This is a genomic window from Arthrobacter sp. CJL-S3, assembly GCF_056711635.1.
The window spans coordinates 1,069,298-1,087,848 of the sequence record NZ_CM160046.1 but is presented as its reverse complement, the minus strand read 5'-3'; the positions used below and the strand labels follow the sequence as shown (position 1 = coordinate 1,087,848).

The following is an 18,551-nucleotide window of genomic DNA, read 5'->3' as shown; positions in this document are numbered from 1 at the left end:
GACGCTCCCTCACCTCCGGCGTGCGCAACCCGGGACCTCCCTCACCTCCGGCGTGCGCAACCCAGGACCTCCCCCGCCGGGTGAGAGGATGACTCCATGACCGCCCACATCGCCACACCCTGGCTGTTCAGCCAGCCGGACCCCGATCCCCGCACAGCCACCGGCGCCAGGCTGCGCTGGGGCGTCATCGCCACGGGGGGCATCGCGGCGTCCGTGACCCGCGACCTGGAACTCCTCCCCGACGCCGAGCTGTACGCGGTCAGTTCGCGCACCCAGGCGGCAGCGGATGCGTTCGCCGCGGACTTCGGCTTCGCCCGGGCATACGGTGACCTCAACGGGCAGACCGGCTATGCTCGGTTGCTCGCCAATGACGACGTCGACGTCGTGTATGTCGCCACGCCGCACGCCCACCACCACGAAATCGCGCTGGCGGCCCTGAACGCCGGCAAGCACGTGTTGTGCGAGAAGGCGCTCACCGTCAACGCGCGGGAGGCCTCCGAGCTGGTCTCGCTGGCGCGGGACAAGGGCCTGTTCCTGATGGAGGCGATGTGGAGCCGGTTCCTGCCGAGCATGCAGCGGGCCTTCGAGATCGCCGCTTCCGGTGAGATCGGCGAGGTCAAGTGGGTGGGAGCGGACCTGGGCTTCCCGGCGCCGTATTCGCCCACCTCCCGCCTGTGGGCCCCGAAGGACGGCGGCGGCGCGCTGCTGGATATCACGGTGTACCCGCTGCTCTGGGCCCTGGGCACCCTGGGCTTCCCGCAGACCGTCAGCGCCACCGGCTGGCTTAACGACGACGGCGTGGACGCCCAGAACGCCCTGACCCTCGGCTACCACCACGGCGCCCAGGCGCAACTGACCTCATCCCTGCTGGCGCACGGCCCCCGGACGGCGACCGTGGCCGGCAGCCAGGGGTTCCTGCAGGCCATCGGATCGATCAACAACCCCAAGGAACTCCAAGTACGGGTCGGCTTCGACGAGACCCGCAGCGAGTCCTTCGACGTCGTCGGCCGGGGCTACTGCTATGAACTGCGCGAGGTGACGCGGTGCATCCAGCACGGACTCACCGAGAGCCCCGTGATGCCGCTCGAGGACTCCCTGAACACCATGCGGCTGTTCGACGGCGTGCGCGCCCAACTGGGTGTCAGCTACCCGAATGACACGCGGTGACGGCCGTTTCCGCCCGGTAAACCCGCCCCGTGTTACTTTGGGCTCTGGACTCGCCCCCGCGCGCGGACTTACCCTATAGGGAACCGTCGACCTATCCGGGAAATGGGGTGTGCGAGTGGACCCAGCAACAGTCCCGTTACGCTCGCGCCGTCCACTCCGGAGGGTCATCCTAGGCGGCGCCGCCGGACTCGCGTGGATTGCCCTCTCTGCGACGGCTGCCAGCGCGCACGATGCCCCGGACCCCACTCCAACCGCCGACGTCACCGTCGCCGGAACCATCACCCTCACTGCTGTCGTCCCCACTCCGACACTTTCCGCGTCCCCCGCCCCGGCGACGGTTGAAGCCACCGTGGCGGCTGGCGTCACGCCCGAAGGAACGTCATGGGCGACTGTTCCGGCCCCGGCCCCCACCGGGGAGCCGACGCCGGACCCCGCCGTCCCGGCGACTTCTGTACTGCCCACCGAGCCCGCGCCGGCACCCGCGCCGGAGGCCACCGTCCTGCCGACCAACACGACGGCACCGGCAGCGGAGGCCACCGTCCTGCCGACCAACACGTCGGCACCGGCAGCGGAGACCACCGCCCTGCCGACGACCCCGCCGGAACCCGATCCGGTCACCGAGCCGGTCACCGATCCAACGCCGACCCCCACGCGGACTGATTCCGGCCCCACGCCCTCGCCCGCTCCGGACCCGGCCGTCACGTACCCGGCTCCCGCGCCTGATCCGACCGCACCCGTGGCCGATCCCGTCTCCGATCCCGAGCCAACAATCCCCGCCACTGACCCGGCCACCACTCCCACGCCGTCGCCCACGACAACGGCACCCAGCCCGTCACCCACGACAACGGCACCCAGCCCGTCACCCACGACAACGGCACCCAGCCCGTCGCCCACGACAACGGCGCCCACTTCGTCACCCACTCCGTCACCCACGACAACGGCACCCACTCCGTCACCCACGACAACGGCACCTAGCCCGTCGCCCACGGCAACGGCACCAGCCGACGCGGTGACAACGGACCCGCTGCTGGACGGGCCCACGGTCACGGACGCGGTGCCACCGACTGAACCGGCGGTTCCTGACCTGGCGCTCCTTGACGCGGCTCTCCCGATCGTGACGGCCCCGGACCCGGTATCCACCACGGAACCCGACGTCCCGGCGGACTGCAACGTCACCGAGGATCGCCTGACCGCGCTGCAGGAACCCGCGCCCGCACCCGACATCGAGGTTTTCGGAACCCCGCTGTACCTCCCGGCCCTGGACACTGCTGCCCGGCCGGGAGCGGACGGCCAGCAGACAGGCAGCGCGCCCCCGGCGGGCGCCACCCCGGAAGGCACTGTGCCGCCAGCACCGGCCGGCAATGACAGTCCCACACCGTGGCCCAACGGGACAGGTCTGCCCGCTCCCGACGCCCTGCCCGCGGCGCCCGGCTCCGGCTCCGGCAATACCGCTTCGTCCGGTGGACCGGCCGGTGGGGCCGCGTGGCTTCCCAGCCCGTATCTCGTCATTCCCACAGCCGGCGCTGATCCAATCCGTGGTCCGCTGCAGCACGTGCACTCAGCCGTCGCCGCTGACCCCGGTTCATCTCCTGACTAGTTAGCCGTCTCTGCCCTCCACAGAGTACGGCCAATCGGGCTGCCTTGGGCGCCCGTCAACAGTCATTCAGGAGATCCCCAATGGACGGCACCGTCCGCTGCCGGTATTCCGGCGCACCGTTATGCCCCCTCGCTTCCCCCGCCAAGGAACGGGCACTGTCAGCGCCCGCGCTGCACACTGTCCCGCCCCGCCCCGCCGGATTCCCGGCGCGCCGCAAACCCTCCCCGCACTACCAGGAACGCCCGCCCTAGGGGCCGCTCCCGCCTCCGCTAAGGTCTTGTGAGGCCGGGGTGAGGTCGTTGGGTCCGCTGGGGGACTCAACGGCGTCGCAGCTCCGGCAAGGCATTCCGTCGTTGGGTCCGCTGGGGGACTCAACGACGCTGCAGGCTCCGGAAAAGCAAATCCGTCGTTGGGTCCGCTGGGGGACTCAACGGCCTCGCAGGATGCGCGAGTCCACCGCACTGCGGCCGTCGGTCCGCGGCCGCAGTGCGAGGAGCCGATACCCATCCCGGTATCATTCTTCAGGGGCGCCGCCGTGGCGCACGGGGAGAAGGAACGGGGACAACGTGGACAGTACTTCGCCCGATAGCACCGCGGCAGAGCTCCTGAGCGGCCGCTACCGGCTGGGGGAACTGATCGGCAGGGGCGGCATGGCGTCCGTCTACAGCGCCAGGGACGTGAACCTCGGCCGCGACGTGGCTCTCAAGCTCTTTGCCCCGCAATCCGCCGATCCTGACGAACTCAGGCGTCAGGAAGCGGAAATTCAACTCCTGGCCACCCTCAACCATCCGAGCCTGGTCACTCTCTTCGACGCCGGCACGGACGCCCGCATCCCCGAGGAACCCCGGCCGTTCCTGACCATGGAGCTGGTGGACGGGCAAGACCTCCGGGCCCGGATCCGGCACAGTCCGTTGCCGCTGGCTGACATCGCGGTCATCGGCGCCGGTGTGTCGGACGCCCTGGCCTACGTCCATTCGCTGGGCATCGTCCATCGGGACATCAAACCTGCAAACATTCTGCTCGTTCCGGTCCGTCCCGGGGAGCCCCTGCGGCCGAAGCTCACCGACTTCGGGATTGCCCGCATGATGGACGGGACCCGGCTGACGGCCACCGGCACCATGGTGGGGACCGCCGCGTACCTGAGTCCTGAACAATCCCGCGGCGCCGACCTTGGTCCGGCAAGCGACATTTACTCCCTGGGCCTGGTCCTGCTGGAATGCATCAAGGGTGAGCTCGAATACCCCGGCAGTGCGGTGGAATCCGCCGTCGCGAGACTGCACCGGGCCCCGGCAATCCCGGATTCCGTGCCCGCCGAATGGACCAAACTGATCCGGGCCATGACAGGGCTGGATCCCCTGGAACGTCCGTCGGCCGCGGACCTCGAAGTGGCGTTGCGACATGCCCTGGTCTCGCCCGAGTCACTCCCCGGGCTCCTCGCCCAAGAACGCACCCGCGTGCTGCCGGCCCCGCCGGCCAGGCCCCCGCTGCTGTCCCCGGCCGGACCAGACTCCAACCACGGGACACTTGCCATGCCCGTTGGCGACCCGGCCGCCACCACAGTTGCCGCCACCGCCACCGGCGACGGCGGTGTTGCCAGCACGGGCGGCCGTGCCAGCACCGGCGCCCGGCCCGGGTACCTGCTGGACCCGGACGCCGTCACCACCCCGGAGGCCAACCGCGGCTCCTGGCGGTCCCGGACCGCCTCGCGCTTCCGGCGGGCCGGCCGCCGCACCCAAGTCCTGCTGTCTCTCGCGCTCCTGGCGCTCGTGACGGGTGCCGTCACGGCTGCCGTTGCCCTGGCAGCGCCTGAACCACCCGCCGTCGTCCCCTATCCGGCCGTGACCGGGGACCTGGGACAGCACCTCCAAGAGCTGCAGAAGAGTGTGGAGCCATGAACCTGAGCACCCGGCTGGACCGCAGTGCCCGGTCCCCGTTCCGTCCGCGCCGCACCCGTCCGCTCCTTGCGGGTTGGCTCCTCGGCACGGCACTGCTCACCGGCGCCTTGGCCGGCTGTGCCCCGGCGCCGGAGCTGGACCGCGCTGCCGCCCGGGAACTGCAATCCCAGGTCCTTGCCGTGACCGAGGCCGCCGCAGCCAATGATCCGGCCGGGTCGCTGAGACACCTCGACGAGCTCGTCCTGAAGCTGGACGAAGCGGCCGCCCGTGGCGAGGTGTCCTTTGTCCGGCACCAGAGCATCCGGAAGTCCGTTGACGCCGTCCGCGTGGACCTCAATGCCCGTCAGGCCGAGGCCGCCCGGGTTGCCGCCGAACAGGAAGCGGCAGCGCAGGCCGCAGCCGCCGCCCAGGCCGAAGCCGACGCCGCCGCCGCTGCGGCGGCGGCAGCGGCAGCAGCGGCAGCGGCGGCTCCCCCGCCCGCCGTCGCGCCGGCGCCGCCGGCTGACAGTAACAAGGGGAAGGGCAAGGGCAAGGACGACGACGACTAGGGCCGCCGGGTGCTAGACCCCGGCCGCCGGGAAGCGTTCCCAGGCCCGGTGGGCAGCGAGCAGTCCGGTGAGCTGCGCCACGACGTCGTCGGGCCCGTCCCCGAGGGCGATGCCCGCGGCGTCCGGCGGGATGCTCGCCCCGTCCAGGCACGTGACGGCCGGGCCCCAGCCGCCGATCGCCTTGGCGTGCCGGAACATCTCCGACAGCAGCAGCACGACTCTGGGATCCAGCGACGCCCCCGGCTCACCGGCCTTCGCGTCCCGTCCCTGCGCGGCGTCCGCCGCCGGGGCCCCCGACGCGGCCACCAGGACCGCGTCGAACTCCGTCGAGCGGGCGGTGAGATACGTCCGCTGAACCGGGATGCCGCCGTCGGATCCGCCGAGGTAGCCTCCGGCCGGAGCGATCACGAGCGGTACGATCCCGGCTGCGTCGAGGGCGGCCCGGGCAGCCCGGACAGCGTCCAGGTCGCTGTCCTCGTCGGCGATGATTCCCACCACGCGGCCGGCCACCGGCCAGGAGCCTCCCAGTTGGGAGACCGCCGGGCTCGGGGCGGCGTCTTTCACGGATTCGCTGGCCTGCGGGGCGGGCATACCGAGCCCGGCGGCCACCGCCGCGCACAGGGCGGGGTCGATGTTGGCCAGCGCCAGCAGCTGGCGCTGGCGGACGCTCTCCTCGCGGCACTTCCCCAGTTCAAACGTGTACGCCTGGATCACATGGTCCTGCTCCACCGGGGCCAGGCTGCGGAAGAACAGCCGCGCCTGGCTGTAATGGTCATCGAAGGATGCGGGCGACTTCCGCTCCTTGACAGCGGCGGCGAGTTCTTCCGGGACGTCGATGAACGCCCCGAGGTCGGCGCCGGCCAGGAAGGGGCATCCGCCGTCGAGCGAGTTCGGGTGGTACGGCGCCGCTCCGCCGTGCACGGCCGTCTGGTGCATGCCGTCGCGCAGCATGTCGTTGACGGGCGCGTGCGGCCGGTTGATCGGGAGCTGGCCGAAGTTGGGGCCGCCGAGCCGGCTGATCTGGGTGTCGATGTAGGAGAACAGCCGGACCTGCAGCAGCGGATCGTTGGTCACGTCGATGCCCGGGACGAGGTGGCCGGGGTGGAAAGCGACCTGCTCGGTCTCGGCGAAGTAGTTCACCGGGTTGGCATTCAGGGTCATGATGCCGATCGGCTGCACGGGCGCCAGTTCCTCCGGGACGAACTTCGTGGGGTCGAGCAGATCGATCCCCTCGAAAAACTCCTCCTCCGTGTCCGGGAAGACCTGCACGCCCAGTTCCCACTGCGGGAAGGCGCCGGCCTCGATCGCGTCGGCCAGGTCCCGCCGGTGGAAGTCCGGGTCCATGCCGTTGATCAGCTGCGCCTCCTCCCAGAGCAGTGAGTGCACACCCTGCTTCGGCTTCCAGTGGAACTTCACGAGGCTGGTCGCGCCGTCGCCGTTGACGAAGCGGAAGGTGTGGACGCCGAAGCCCTCCATGGTCCGGTAGGAGCGCGGGAGGGCCCGGTCGGACATGTTCCACATGGTGTGGGCCTGGGCTTCGGTGTGCAGTGAGACGAAGTCCCAGAAGGTGTCGTGGGCGCTCTGGGCCTGCGGAATTTCGCGGTCCGGGTGCGGTTTTGCGGCGTGGACGATGTCCGGGAACTTGATGCCGTCCTGGATGAAGAAGACCGGGATGTTGTTGCCGACGAGGTCGAAGGTGCCCTCGTCGGTGTAGAACTTGGTGGCGAAGCCGCGGGTGTCCCGGACGGTGTCGGCCGAGCCGCGGGAACCCAGGACGGTGGAGAAGCGGACGAAGACGGGCGTCTCGACGTCCTTGGCCAGGAACCCGGCGCGGGTGATGTTCGATGCCGACCCGTAGGACCGGAAAACGCCGTGGGCTCCGGCGCCGCGGGCATGGACCACGCGTTCCGGGATGCGCTCGTGGTCGAAGTGGGTGATCTTCTCGCGCAGGTGGTGGTCCTGGAGCAGCACCGGGCCGCGCCGGCCGGCCTTCAGCGAGTGGTCCGTGTCGGAGAGCCGGAGCCCCTGGGCCGTGGTGAGGTAGGCGCCGGACTGCGCCCGCGAGTTCACCGGGGCGCCCGTGGGGGTGCCGGTCGGCGAGACGGCCTCGGGTCCCTGCTGGTCAGGCTTGGGTGGAAGCGGTTCCCGCGGAGTGGTGGGCTCCTCCAGCGCGGGCGGTTCCACGGACACTGCACCGGGGATCTGGATGTTGCTCTCTGCTGGCATGCGACGACTCCTCAGGGTAGGCAACCTTGGCCCCGCACTGGCGGCCCTGGGGCGCGCCAGCCGAAACTAAGCGTGCTTAGTACCCTAAATGACGGCGCCGGCCCAGGCAACAGTCGTCCGGTGGCCGGCCCCGGAAACGCCGAACGGCGCACCGGGAATCTCCGGTACGCCGTTCGGGGTGGAACGCAGTCTTGGTAAGACTCTGCCGGCACGACGCCGGCCCGTGGACCTAGCCCAGCAGGGACAGCACGTCGCCGAACTTCGCCGAGGGCCGCATGACCGCGGTGACCTTGGCCTCGTCCGGGTGGTAGTACCCGCCGAGGTCCACCGGGGAGCCCTGGACGGCGAGGAGCTCGCCCAGGATGGTCTCCTCGCCGGAGTCCAGCGCTCCGGAGACGGCGGCGAACGCCGCGGCCAGCTCGGCGTCGTCGGTCTGGCGGGACAGTTCCTGGGCCCAGAACTTGGCCAGGTAGAAGTGGCTGCCGCGGTTGTCGAGCTCGCCGGCCTTGCGCTTCGGGGACTTGTCCTCGAGCAGGAAGGTGCCGGTGGCGCGGTCCAGCGTGTCGGCAAGGATCTGCGCGCGGGCGTTGCCGGTGGACGTGGCCAGGTGCTCGAAGCTGACGGCGAGGGCCAGGAACTCACCCAGGCTGTCCCAGCGCAGGTGGTTTTCCTTGAGCAGCTGCTGGACGTGCTTGGGGGCAGAGCCGCCGGCGCCGGTTTCGAAGAGGCCGCCGCCGTTGATCAGCGGAACCACCGAGAGCATCTTGGCGCTGGTGCCCAGTTCCAGGATTGGGAATAGGTCGGTGAGGTAGTCGCGCAGCACGTTGCCGGTCACCGAGATGGTGTCCTCGCCCTTGCGGATGCGCTCCAGCGTGAAGGCCGTGGCCTCCGCCGGGGACATGATGCCGATCTGCAGGCCCTCGGTGTCGTGCTCCTTGAGGTACTCCTCAACCTTCGCGATCATCTGGGCGTCGTGGGCGCGGGTCTTGTCCAGCCAGAAGATGGCCGGCATGGCGGAGGCGCGGGCGCGGGTGACGGCCAGCTTGACCCAGTCGCGGACCGGGACATCCTTGGTCTGGCAGGCGCGCCAGATGTCGCCCGGGGCGACCTGGTGCTCGATCAGCACGGTGCCGGCGTCGTCGACCAGCTGGACGGTGCCGGCTGACTGGATCTCGAAGGTCTTGTCATGGCTGCCGTACTCCTCGGCGGCCTGCGCCATCAGGCCGACGTTCGGGACGGTGCCCATGGTGGTCGGGTCGAAGGCGCCGTGGGCGCGGCAGTCGTCGATGACGACCTGGTAGATGCTGGCGTAGCTGCTGTCCGGGAGGACGGCGAGCGTGTCGGCTTCCTGCCCGTCGCGGCCCCACATGTGGCCGGAGCTGCGGATCATGGCCGGCATGGAGGCGTCCACAATCACGTCGGAGGGGACGTGCAGGTTGGTGATGCCCTTGTCGGAATCGACCATGGCCAGCTCGGGGCCGTCGTTCAGGCCCTTCTTGATGGCCGCCTCGACGTCGGCGCGGATCTCCTCGGGGAGGTCCTCGAGGCCGTTGAGGATGGAGGCCAGGCCGTTGTTCGGGCTCAGGCCGGCGGCGGCGATCTGGGCGCCGTAGGTGTCGAAGAGCTCGGCGAAGTACGCCTTGACGACGTGACCGAAGATGATCGGGTCCGAGACCTTCATCATGGTCGCCTTGAGGTGGGCGGAGAACAGCACGCCCTCTTCCTTGGCGCGGGCCACCTGGGCTGCGAGGAAGGTGTCCAGGGCGGCGGCGCGCATGACGGTGCCGTCGATGATTTCGCCGGCGAGGACGGGGAAGGCCCGCTTGAGGACCTTGACCGTGCCGTCTTCCTTGACCAGCTGGATCTTGACGTTTCCGTCAGCCTTGATGACCACGGACTTCTCGTTGGAGCGGAAGTCATCGGCGTCCATGGTGGCGACGTTCGTCTTGGACTCGGCGGTCCAGGCCCCCATGCTGTGCGGGTTCTGGCGGGCGTAGGCCTTGACCGAGAGCGGTGCGCGGCGGTCGGAGTTGCCTTCACGCAGCACCGGGTTGACGGCGGAGCCCTTGATCTTGTCGAAGCGGGAGCGGATGTCCGTCTCTTCGTCCGAGGAGGGGTTGTCCGGGTAGTCCGGGAGGGCGTAGCCCTGGCCCTGGAGTTCCGCGATGGCGGCCTTCAACTGCGGCGTCGAGGCGCTGATGTTGGGCAGCTTGATGATGTTGGCTTCGGGCTTCTTGACGAGGCTGCCGAGTTCGGCCAGGGCGTCACTGACGCGCTGCTCTTCGGTGAGGTAGTCGCCGAACGCGGCGATGATACGGCCGGCCAGCGAGATGTCGCGGGTCTCCACTTCCACACCGGCCGTCGAAGCGAATGCTTCAACAATCGGCAAGAACGAATAGGTTGCCAGCATCGGCGCTTCGTCGGTGTGGGTATAGATAATCTTTGCCATTGCTCGGGCGTCTCCCTGAAGGTCTGGGTATTTCCGGAAATTTTTGTGCCAATTCAACACCCCTAACTTACCCGAGGGAGTAGGGTTGCCGCCTACCGGCGTCGTACGCCCCAGACTCCGTGACGCCGGCAACATGCTGTGACAAGAATTGACAAGATGCTTTACACCTCCGTCAAAGTACCGTAGTTTCATTCCCATCACAGCGGCCACCACCGGAGGCCGCACCGCATTCCACCGGTTAGGACAACCATGAGAACACCCAAGACTCTGGCCACCAGCCTCCTCAGCCTCTCGGCGGCGGCACTGTTGGCTTTGAGCGCCGCGGGCGCAGCGAGCGCCGCCCCGGCACCCGGCAACGCGCCGATGGAAACGTCGGGGGTCAGCAGCCACACCGTCGTCGAGACCGGAGGTGCGGAATACTGGACGGAAGAGCGGATGCGCAGCGCCATCCCCGGCGACGTGCTGGCCGAGAGGGCCATGCAGAAGAGCGCCAACTCCAAGGCCGCCGTGAACCGTCCGGCGGAAACGGGGGCGCCCAGCACCGTCGAGTCCCAGGCTCCGAACCTGCAGGCGAAGGAAGTCCAGAGCAAGGCGAACGCGAGCGAGACCCCGGTCAAGCACATCGGCAAGGTCTTCTTCACCCTGGGCGGCTCCAACTATGTCTGCTCCGGCAACTCGGTCTCCTCCACGAACAAGAGCACCGTCTCCACAGCCGGGCACTGCCTCAACGAGGGCCCCGGCGCCTTCGCCACCAAGTTCACCTTCGTCCCGGCCTACCTCGACGGCGCCGCCCCGTACGGCATGTGGACGGCCAAGTCCCTCCACGCCCCGACCCAGTGGAGCTCCGGCGGCGACATGACGTACGACACCGGCTTCGCCGTCATGAACCCGCTCAACGGCCAGACGCTCTCGGATGTCGTGGGGGCCTCGGGCCTGCAGTTCAACGCCGCCCGCGGCCTCACCTACAAGGCGTTCGGCTACCCCGCGGCACGGCCCTTCAACGGTGAATCCCTGAAGAGCTGCAGCGGCACCGCCACGAACGATCCCTACAACCCGCAGTTCAACTCCCAGGGCATCCCCTGCAACATGACCGGCGGATCCTCGGGCGGCCCGTGGTTCATCGGAACCAGCTCCACCGGCTACCAGAACTCGGTCAACAGCTACGGCTACGGCAGCAAGTCCACCACGATGTACGGCCCGTACTGGGGCTCGGTCATCCAGCAGGCCTACACCACCGCCGCCGCTTCCTAAGGCAACACCCGGCAACACCGATACCAGCGCGGGGTCACTCGAGGCCCATCTCCAGCAGTGGGGATGGGCCCAGGTGGCCCCGCGTTGACGTGTGCCCCGGGGGCGGCTCCGGGCCTCGCTGGACATGTTCCCCGCAAAGCTCCCTGCGTGTACAGGACCCCCATATGCCCAGCTCCTGGCTCCAAGAATGAGCATGTCCCCCGGCCGCCACTGCTTACCGGGTCTGGTCCTCGCCCGCTGCACGGGACATGTCCCCCGAGACTCTCCATGCCTGGACATAGTCCCCATGTGCCCAGCCCCGGCTCCAAGAATGAGCATGTCCCCCGGCCCGTATTCCTCCCCGGGCCTGGTCCTCGCCCGCTGCACCGGACATGTCCCCCGAGAGTCTCCGCGCTTGGACATATTCCCCATGCGCCCACCCCTAGCCACGAAAAATGGACATGCCCTCCGGGAAAGGGAGGGCATGTCCATTCGTGGTGAGACCGGGCACGGAGAACCCCGCGCCCGGCTGAGCGGGACCTAGTGGAAGAAGTGCCGGGCGCCGGTGAAGTACATCGTGATGCCCGCGGCGTTGGCTGCGGCGATGACTTCCTCGTCGCGGACCGAGCCGCCGGGCTGGACGACGGCGCGGACGCCGGCGTCGATCAGGATCTGCAGGCCGTCGGCGAACGGGAAGAACGCGTCCGACGCGGCCACGGCGCCGCGGGCACGCTCCGGGGCGCCGGACGCGTCGGCGTTGGAGGCACCGCCGGCGCCGTCGACTTCGGACTCCACGCTCAAGCCCAGCGAGTTGGCCCTCTCGACGGCGAGCTTGCAGGAATCGAGCCGGTTGACCTGGCCCATGCCGATGCCGACGGCGGCACCGTTGTCCGCGAGCAGGATGGCGTTGGACTTGGCCGCGCGGCACGCGGTCCAGGCGAACGCGAGGTCGGCCAGGGTCGCGGCGTCGGCGGCGTCACCGGCGGCCAGGGTCCAGTTGGCGGGGTTGTCCCCCTCGGCGTCGACCTTGTCCGTGGCCTGCACCAGCATGCCGCCGGAGACCTGGCGGAATTCGGTCGGGTAGCGGCCGTAGCCCTCAGGCAGGGCCAGGAGGCGGATGTTCTTCTTCTTGGACAGGATCTCCACGGCCTCGTCCTCGAAGCCCGGGGCGATCACCACCTCCGTGAAGATCCCCGCCACGGTCCTGGCCATGCCGGCGGTGACCGTGCGGTTGGCCGCGATCACCCCGCCGAACGCGGAGACCGGGTCGCAGGCGTGCGCCTTGGCGTGCGCGTCGGCGATCGGATCCGCCGCGAAGGCCGAGCCCACGGCCACGCCGCAGGGGTTGGCGTGCTTGATGATCGCGACGGCGGGCTCGGCGAAGTCGAACGCGGCGCGGAGGGCGGCGTCGGCGTCGACGAAGTTGTTGTAGCTCATGGCCTTGCCGTGCAGCTGGTCGGCCTGGGCGATGCCGGCCGGGGCGGCCCGGTCCACGTAGAGGGCGGCCTGCTGGTGGGGGTTTTCGCCGTAGCGGAGCACCTCGGAGCGCTCCAGCGCCAGGCCGGCGTAGGCCGGCCAGTCGATGACGCCGTCGCCGTCCTCGTCGAGGAACTGGCTCGCGGTCCAGCTGGCCACGGCGGTGTCGTAGGTGGCGGTGTGCGCGAAGGCCTTGGCGGCCAGCCGGCGTCGGGTCTTCAGGTCAAAGCCGCCGGAAGCGGCGGCGGCCACGACGTCGTGGTACGAGGACGGGTCCACCACAATGGCGACGGCGGCGTGGTTCTTCGCGGCGGAGCGCACCATGGCGGGGCCGCCGATGTCGATCTGCTCGACGACGTCGTCCTGCGCGGCGCCCGACTTCACGGTCTCCACGAACGGGTACAGGTTCACCACCACGAGGTCGAACGGTTCGATGTCCATCGACGCGAGCGTGTCCATGTGGGCCGGGACGCGGCGGTCGGCGAGGATGCCGCCGTGGACGCGCGGGTGCAGGGTCTTGACGCGGCCGTCGAGCATTTCCGGGGAGCCGGTGACTTCTTCGACTTCCTGCACCGGGATGCCGGCGGCGGCGATCCTCTTGGCGGTGGAGCCGGTGGAGACGAGCTTGACGCCGGCCTCGTGCAGGCCCCGCGCGAGCTCCTCCAGACCGGTCTTGTCGTAGACCGAAATCAGGGCCCGGCGGATGGGGACACGGTCGATGGATACACGGTCAAGCTGCGTGAAGCTCACAAAAGTCTCCGTCTTATATCGCGGCGGGGCCGCGGGTGGTGGGGATGCGGCCAGTTTATCGCGTCAGCGCGCCGGGCCTTTCCGCGCGCCGGAGTATGAAGCGGACCGCACCGGCGCGCGCGGCCACGTAGAGTTTTCCCAGGAGGCTGAGATGAATACGTACACCACTGTGCCCAGCGGCGAACAGGTGGTCCAGGAACTGCCGTGGCGTTGGAAGGTGCAGGGCCGGATCTTCCTGATCGGCGGCCTGGGCTTTATGTTCGACGCCTGGGACGTCACGCTCAACGGCATCCTGATTCCGCTGCTGTCCAAGCACTGGTCCCTCACCCCGGGCGAGGCCGCCTGGATCGGGGCCTCGAACCTGATCGGCATGGCCCTGGGCGCCTTCGTCTGGGGCACCATCGCGGACACCATCGGGCGCAAGAAGGCCTTCACCGCCACCCTGCTGATCTTCTCCATCTTCACCGTGCTGGGCGCCTTCTCCCCTGATTTCCTCTGGTTCGTCGCGTTCCGCTTTATGGCCGGCTTCGGCCTGGGCGGCTGCATCCCGGTGGACTACGCGCTGGTGGGCGAGTTCACGCCCCGCAAGCAGCGCGGCAAGGTCCTCACCGCGATGGACGGCTGGTGGCCGATCGGCGCCGCGCTGTGCGGGTTCGTGTCCGCCGGGCTCGTGGCCCTGTACGGGGACTGGCGGCTGACCATGATGGTGATGGTGCTGCCGGCGCTGCTGGTGTTCTGGGTCCGCCGCAGCGTCCCCGAATCCCCTCTGTTCCTCATCCGCAAGGGCCGCCGGGACGAGGCCGCCAAGGTGATCGATGACCTCGTCGCGGCCACCGGGGCCGAGCCCCGCGTCTACAGCCTGCCCGAGGCGCAGGACGCCCCGCGGCTCTCCGCCGGCAGCGCCTGGACCCAGCTGCGCCTGCTCTGGCAGTACGACTGGAAGATCACGACGGCGGCCTGGTCGCTGTTCTTCAGCATCCTGCTGGTCTACTACCTGTCCCTGACCTGGATGCCGCGGATCCTGATCGGCGCCGGCTTCGAGGAGTACAAGGCCTTCCTCACCACCGCCTCCATGGCCGCCGTCGGACTCCTGGGCGTGGTGGTTGCCGCGCTGCTGGTGGAGCGCGTGGGCCGGAAGTGGATCCTGGCGATCACCGGCCCGCTGTCCGCCCTGACCCTGGTCATCGTGGCGATTGTGGTGGACATCCCGACGGCGGCCGTGTTCTGGCTGCTGGTGTTCGGCTTCGTGGTGCAGGTGGCCATTCCCGTGCTCTACGCCTATGTCTCGGAGCTGTATCCGACGGAGCTGCGCGGCTCGGGCTTCGGCTGGGCCTCGACGTTCTCCCGGCTCGGCGCGGGCTTCGGCCCGCTGGTCTTCGCGGCGTTCCTCTGGCCGGAGCTGGGCCTCGCGACCTCGTTCGCCATCGCCGGGGTGCTGGTGCTGCTCAGTGTGCTGTGGATGGCGTTCTTCGCCCCCGAGACCAAGCAGCGCCACCTCTCCTAAGCCCCGCCCTGTCACGCACGGATCCGCCCCGCCCCGCCGGGCGGATGCCCTGTCACTTTTGGTGCTTCTGGGAGTTCAGAAGCACCAAAAGTGATAGCGCAACGGGGTGTTCAGGCGCGGAATGGGATAGGCGCAGGTGAGCTACTTGGTGGCGGGCGTGGTGTGTGAAGCGGGGGTCGCCGCGGCCAGGGACGCCAGGGTCGAGACCAGGAGCCGGCGTTCGACCACCTTGATCCGTTCGTGCAGGGACTCCTCCGTCTCCCCGTCCGCGATGGCCACGGCTTCCTGCGCGATGATCGGGCCCGTGTCCACGCCGGCGTCGGCCCAGTGCACCGTGCAGCCGGTGACCTTCACGCCGTAGGCCAGTGCGTCGCGGACCCCGTGCGCGCCCGGGAACGAGGGCAGCAGCGCCGGGTGGGTGTTGAGGTATTTGCCGCCGAACGCGTCGATGAAGTCCGCGCTGACGATCCGCATGAACCCTGAGGACACGACGACGTCGGGAGCGTATGCGGCCACGGCCTCGGTGAGCGCGGCATTCCAGGCAGCCCGGTCCGGGTAGGCCTTGAAGTCCACCACGAACGTCGGGATGCCGGCGGCGGCCGAGCGTTCCACCCCGTACGTGCCGGGCCGGTCCGCGCCCACGGCGGCGATCTCGACGTCGAGCCGGCCCTCTGTCACGGCGTCGATGACGGCCTGGAGGTTGGAGCCGGTGCCGGAGACGAGGACTACGATGCGCATTGTCCTAGCTTATGGGGCCGCTCGCGTAGGCTGGAAACCATGAATCCCCCGAACGACTCCGCCGGCAGCAAGGGCGGGCAGCCGCAGGGCCAGCACCCGCTGAGCGACGCGGCCAAGGCCTCGCAGGCCAAGACCCACAATCTGTTCCGCAGCTTCATTGTGGCGGTGCTGGGCTCGTTCTTCGTCTACCAGCTGGACATCAATTACCTCTGGCTCAGCGCGATCCTGACGGTGGCCGGCATCGTCCTGGGCATCATGGTGCTGGTCCGGTACGCCAAGTTCAAGGAATCCAAGCTGGTGCTGTTCGGGACGATCTCCGGGCTGGTGGTCCTGGCCGTGCAGGTGCTGCTGCTCCTGACCTCGGCGCTGTTCTTCAACCAGGTCCGCGACTACCAGCAGTGCAGCCGCCAGGCCCTCACCCAGCAGGCGGCCTCCAAGTGCCAGACCCAGCTGGAACAGTCGCTGCCGCAGTTCCGCTAATCGCGGGCCTGCGTCACAGGGACGCCGTCTCCAGATCCGCTTCGCGCAGCTTCTGTTGGCGTTCCAGCCACGGTCCCGCGGCGTAACCGATCACGACGCCGATCCCCACCTCCGCGGCCACGAACAGTGCCGTCCGGAGCGGGTCCGGTCCGATCTCGGTGAGCCGTCCGATCCCGGCGGAGCCGCGGGCCAGCCAGGCCAGGGCCGCGGTCAGCAGCCCGGCGACGCTGCCGACCATCACGCCAAGCGCCAGGGTGGAGACCGTGGCCGTGAACCAGCGGGCGCGGATCTTGATCGAGAGCCATTCGTCGAAGTGGTTTTCCCCTTCGCGCAGGAACCACCAGCCGGCGAGGGTTCCGGCGAGGATCGGCACCACCAGCGCGGCCACCGCGAAATCCAGCGGGCCGGCCGGCAGGGCCGCGAACACCGGGATCGAGGGGATCGGCCCGACGGCGGTGCCCAGCGCCCCGGCCTGGGAGCCGACACCCAGGGCAACGCCGGCACCGGAGATCCAGGCGAGTGCGAACACGACGAGGTTGGGCAGGAAGCCGAGCTGCGCGATGGTGAGCATGGCGCCTCCGGTCGCTCCGGCGTCGAGCGCTTCATAGACCGCAACCACAAGATTCCAGTGGATGAAGAAGGTGGCGGCGAGCAGCACGCACGACATCGCCAGGCTCGCCATCAGCGCCACGAAGCCGGCTTTGACCGCGGACCCCAGGTAGGAGCCGGCCCAGCGTGAATGCTGGCTGGTGCGGGAAAGCCAGGCCACGGCGTCGACGCCGATCAGGCGGCTCCAGGAGCCGGCCTCACGGCGGGCGCCGATCACCATGCCGAGCCCGAACGGGATCAGTGGGACGAGCGCGGCGGACCAGAGGCCCACGCCGACGTCGTCCGTGCGGCAGACAAAGCCGGTGGTCAGGCCGAACGCGGCGTACATCAGCCAGGAGCCGAGCAGCGCCTGCCAGAGCTGGTCCGTGTAGGAGGCCCGGGCCAGCCGCCGGCCGGCACGCCAGGCCAGCAGGAACGGAATCAGGGTCAGCCCCAGCGGGGTGAGCGAGAGGACGCCGGACTGATGGGCGGCCGCGGAGCCCGTCCCGACCGTCTCCAGCAGCAGCGGGACGCCGTGTATCAGCAGCCAGGCCTGCCCGGCGAGGCGGGCCAGGGCGTCGGGTTCGGTGTTCAGGAAACCGGCGGTGGCCCACACGGCGAGGATCGGGGCGGCCACCACCAGGGCGGAAATTATGGCTGCCTGCGCGGACTCCAAGGCCCCCTGCAGCCACAAGGGCATCGGAAGTCCACGTTCCCCGGTCTGATCAGCGCGCAGTTTCATCGTGTTCCATGGTGCCATGTGCGGAGGTACCTGCCTGTTCCGACAGGCTGGATGGGCCGATTCGGCACGGATTTTCCCGGATTCCCGGCGTTCGGGACTGAATTCAACTACCCGCCCTGCAGGCGCTTTTTTCCGTACTCCGCCGTAAAATTGGAATGTCCGCAATCAGTGGTTGGAGGCAGAAAATGACTACCGCATCTCCACATGCACACGGCGTTCACTTCGGACGGACAGATGTCCAAAACGTCGGCATGGGTGTAGGTATCGTCTTGATAGTCGTGGGCATCCTGGGATTCATCCCGGGCATCACCACGCAGTACGACTCATTGGCGATCGTTGGACCGAATTCCACGGCCCTGTTCCTGGGCCTGTTCCAGGTATCGATACTGCTGAACATCATTCAGGCCCTCATCGGCACCATCGGCGTGGTCATGTCCCGGAACAACCCCATGGGCGCCCGGAACTTCCTCATGGGCTTTGGGCTGCTGTACATCGTCCTTAGCGTCTATTCGCTCATTGTCGGCGTGGGGTCGGTGGCCAACTTCCTGTCGATGAACGTCATGGGTGCATGGGGCTTCATGATCTTGGGCGTAGCAATGGTAGTCGCCGGCTGGCTGTTGTCGAGGCACCTGGCTGACGACGCACAAACCCGGTAAGCAACAACCGGGACAAAGGGAGCCGCGAATGAGTAACGTTTCATAGCAATCTGAAAATTCGTACTACCTGCTGGTGCAGTCGCCTCGCGGAAACGCAGCGACTGCACCAGCTTTATTTGTGTGCGGGGGCTGTTGGGGCTTGGTGGTGCGGCGGGGGTTTGCGGCGGACGCCGCCGGCGCGTGCGGGGCGTGCCCCAGGCCCACCCATTCGCCACGAATGGCGGGCATGAGCCGGGCGCCCCTCGCCCATTCGCCACAAATGGCGGCCACGAGCCGGGCGACCCCATCCAGTCGCCACGAATGGCGGCTATGACCCTCCGAACAGCCGCCACTTGCGTCAGATCGCCGCGTGCATGCCGCGGGCCTGCCCTGATTTACGACGGCGGCGCCAGACTTCCGCGCGCTGGACGCCACGCCGCTGGCGAAGCTCACCCATCAGCCACAAGCGGCCGCTAAGCATCCTTGCTTAGCGGCCGTTTGCGTCCAATCGCCCGGTTGAGGGCAG

At 68.9% G+C, this 18,551-nt stretch carries 14 protein-coding genes; 9 read left to right on the top strand and 5 right to left on the bottom strand.

Annotation, left to right across the window (positions count from 1 at the left end):
- The first annotated feature begins 96 nt into the window (after positions 1-96).
- The 5 genes from AC06G6_RS04970 to AC06G6_RS04950 all read left to right on the top strand — a co-directional run bounded on the left by AC06G6_RS04970 (position 97) and on the right by AC06G6_RS04950 (position 5,207).
- Positions 97-1,167, top strand: a complete 1,071-nt coding sequence (locus tag AC06G6_RS04970) for a Gfo/Idh/MocA family protein (RefSeq protein ID WP_479826947.1) — start codon at positions 97-99, stop codon at positions 1,165-1,167.
- 115 nt (positions 1,168-1,282) lie between these two features.
- Positions 1,283-2,764, top strand: coding sequence for a hypothetical protein (locus tag AC06G6_RS04965; protein WP_479826945.1), 1,482 nt, complete (start codon positions 1,283-1,285; stop codon positions 2,762-2,764).
- Between the two features lie 80 nt (positions 2,765-2,844).
- Positions 2,845-3,015 carry a hypothetical protein gene (locus AC06G6_RS04960; protein WP_479826943.1) on the top strand — a complete coding sequence of 57 codons (171 nt, stop codon included), beginning with the start codon at positions 2,845-2,847 and terminating at the stop codon, positions 3,013-3,015.
- 315 nt (positions 3,016-3,330) lie between these two features.
- On the top strand, positions 3,331-4,659 hold the full coding sequence (locus tag AC06G6_RS04955) for a serine/threonine-protein kinase (RefSeq protein WP_479826941.1): 1,329 nt from the start codon (positions 3,331-3,333) through the stop codon (positions 4,657-4,659).
- Positions 4,656-5,207, top strand: a complete 552-nt coding sequence (locus AC06G6_RS04950; RefSeq protein WP_479826939.1) for a mucin-associated surface protein — start codon at positions 4,656-4,658, stop codon at positions 5,205-5,207. Before AC06G6_RS04955 ends, AC06G6_RS04950 begins: the two co-directional genes overlap by 4 nt.
- A 12-nt stretch (positions 5,208-5,219) precedes the next feature.
- Here AC06G6_RS04950 and AC06G6_RS04945 read toward each other — a convergent pair whose 3' ends face one another.
- Complete coding sequence (locus tag AC06G6_RS04945) at positions 5,220-7,433, bottom strand: catalase (protein WP_479826937.1); 2,214 nt, start codon at positions 7,431-7,433, stop codon at positions 5,220-5,222.
- A gap of 229 nt (positions 7,434-7,662) precedes the next feature.
- Positions 7,663-9,882, bottom strand: coding sequence for an NADP-dependent isocitrate dehydrogenase (locus AC06G6_RS04940; RefSeq protein WP_479826935.1), 2,220 nt, complete (start codon positions 9,880-9,882; stop codon positions 7,663-7,665).
- Positions 9,883-10,131: 249 nt separating this feature from the next.
- On the opposite strand from AC06G6_RS04940, the gene AC06G6_RS04935 reads away from it, so the two are divergent.
- On the top strand, positions 10,132-11,133 hold the full coding sequence (locus AC06G6_RS04935; RefSeq protein WP_479826933.1) for a trypsin-like serine peptidase: 1,002 nt from the start codon (positions 10,132-10,134) through the stop codon (positions 11,131-11,133).
- A gap of 519 nt (positions 11,134-11,652) precedes the next feature.
- Here AC06G6_RS04935 and purH read toward each other — a convergent pair.
- Positions 11,653-13,338 (bottom strand): bifunctional phosphoribosylaminoimidazolecarboxamide formyltransferase/IMP cyclohydrolase, encoded by a 1,686-nt coding sequence (gene purH / locus AC06G6_RS04930; RefSeq protein ID WP_479826931.1) that lies wholly within the window; start codon positions 13,336-13,338, stop codon positions 11,653-11,655.
- 151 nt (positions 13,339-13,489) lie between these two features.
- On the opposite strand from purH, the gene AC06G6_RS04925 reads away from it, so the two are divergent.
- Positions 13,490-14,842, top strand: coding sequence for an MFS transporter (locus tag AC06G6_RS04925; RefSeq protein ID WP_479826928.1), 1,353 nt, complete (start codon positions 13,490-13,492; stop codon positions 14,840-14,842).
- A 141-nt stretch (positions 14,843-14,983) separates the two neighbouring features.
- On the opposite strand, the gene purN is transcribed toward AC06G6_RS04925, so the two are convergent.
- Positions 14,984-15,580, bottom strand: coding sequence for a phosphoribosylglycinamide formyltransferase (gene purN, locus AC06G6_RS04920; protein ID WP_479826925.1), 597 nt, complete (start codon positions 15,578-15,580; stop codon positions 14,984-14,986).
- A gap of 39 nt (positions 15,581-15,619) precedes the next feature.
- Here purN and AC06G6_RS04915 point away from each other — a divergent pair, with 39 nt between their 5' ends.
- A complete protein-coding gene (locus tag AC06G6_RS04915; protein WP_479826923.1) occupies positions 15,620-16,060 on the top strand; it encodes a hypothetical protein in 441 nt (146 codons plus the stop codon).
- A gap of 13 nt (positions 16,061-16,073) precedes the next feature.
- Here AC06G6_RS04915 and AC06G6_RS04910 read toward each other — a convergent pair whose 3' ends face one another.
- On the bottom strand, positions 16,074-17,390 hold the full coding sequence (locus AC06G6_RS04910) for a cell division protein PerM (protein ID WP_479826921.1): 1,317 nt from the start codon (positions 17,388-17,390) through the stop codon (positions 16,074-16,076).
- A 251-nt stretch (positions 17,391-17,641) separates the two neighbouring features.
- Here AC06G6_RS04910 and AC06G6_RS04905 point away from each other — a divergent pair, with 251 nt between their 5' ends.
- Positions 17,642-18,046 (top strand): DUF4383 domain-containing protein, encoded by a 405-nt coding sequence (locus tag AC06G6_RS04905; protein ID WP_307459331.1) that lies wholly within the window; start codon positions 17,642-17,644, stop codon positions 18,044-18,046.
- The last annotated feature ends 505 nt before the right edge of the window (positions 18,047-18,551 follow it).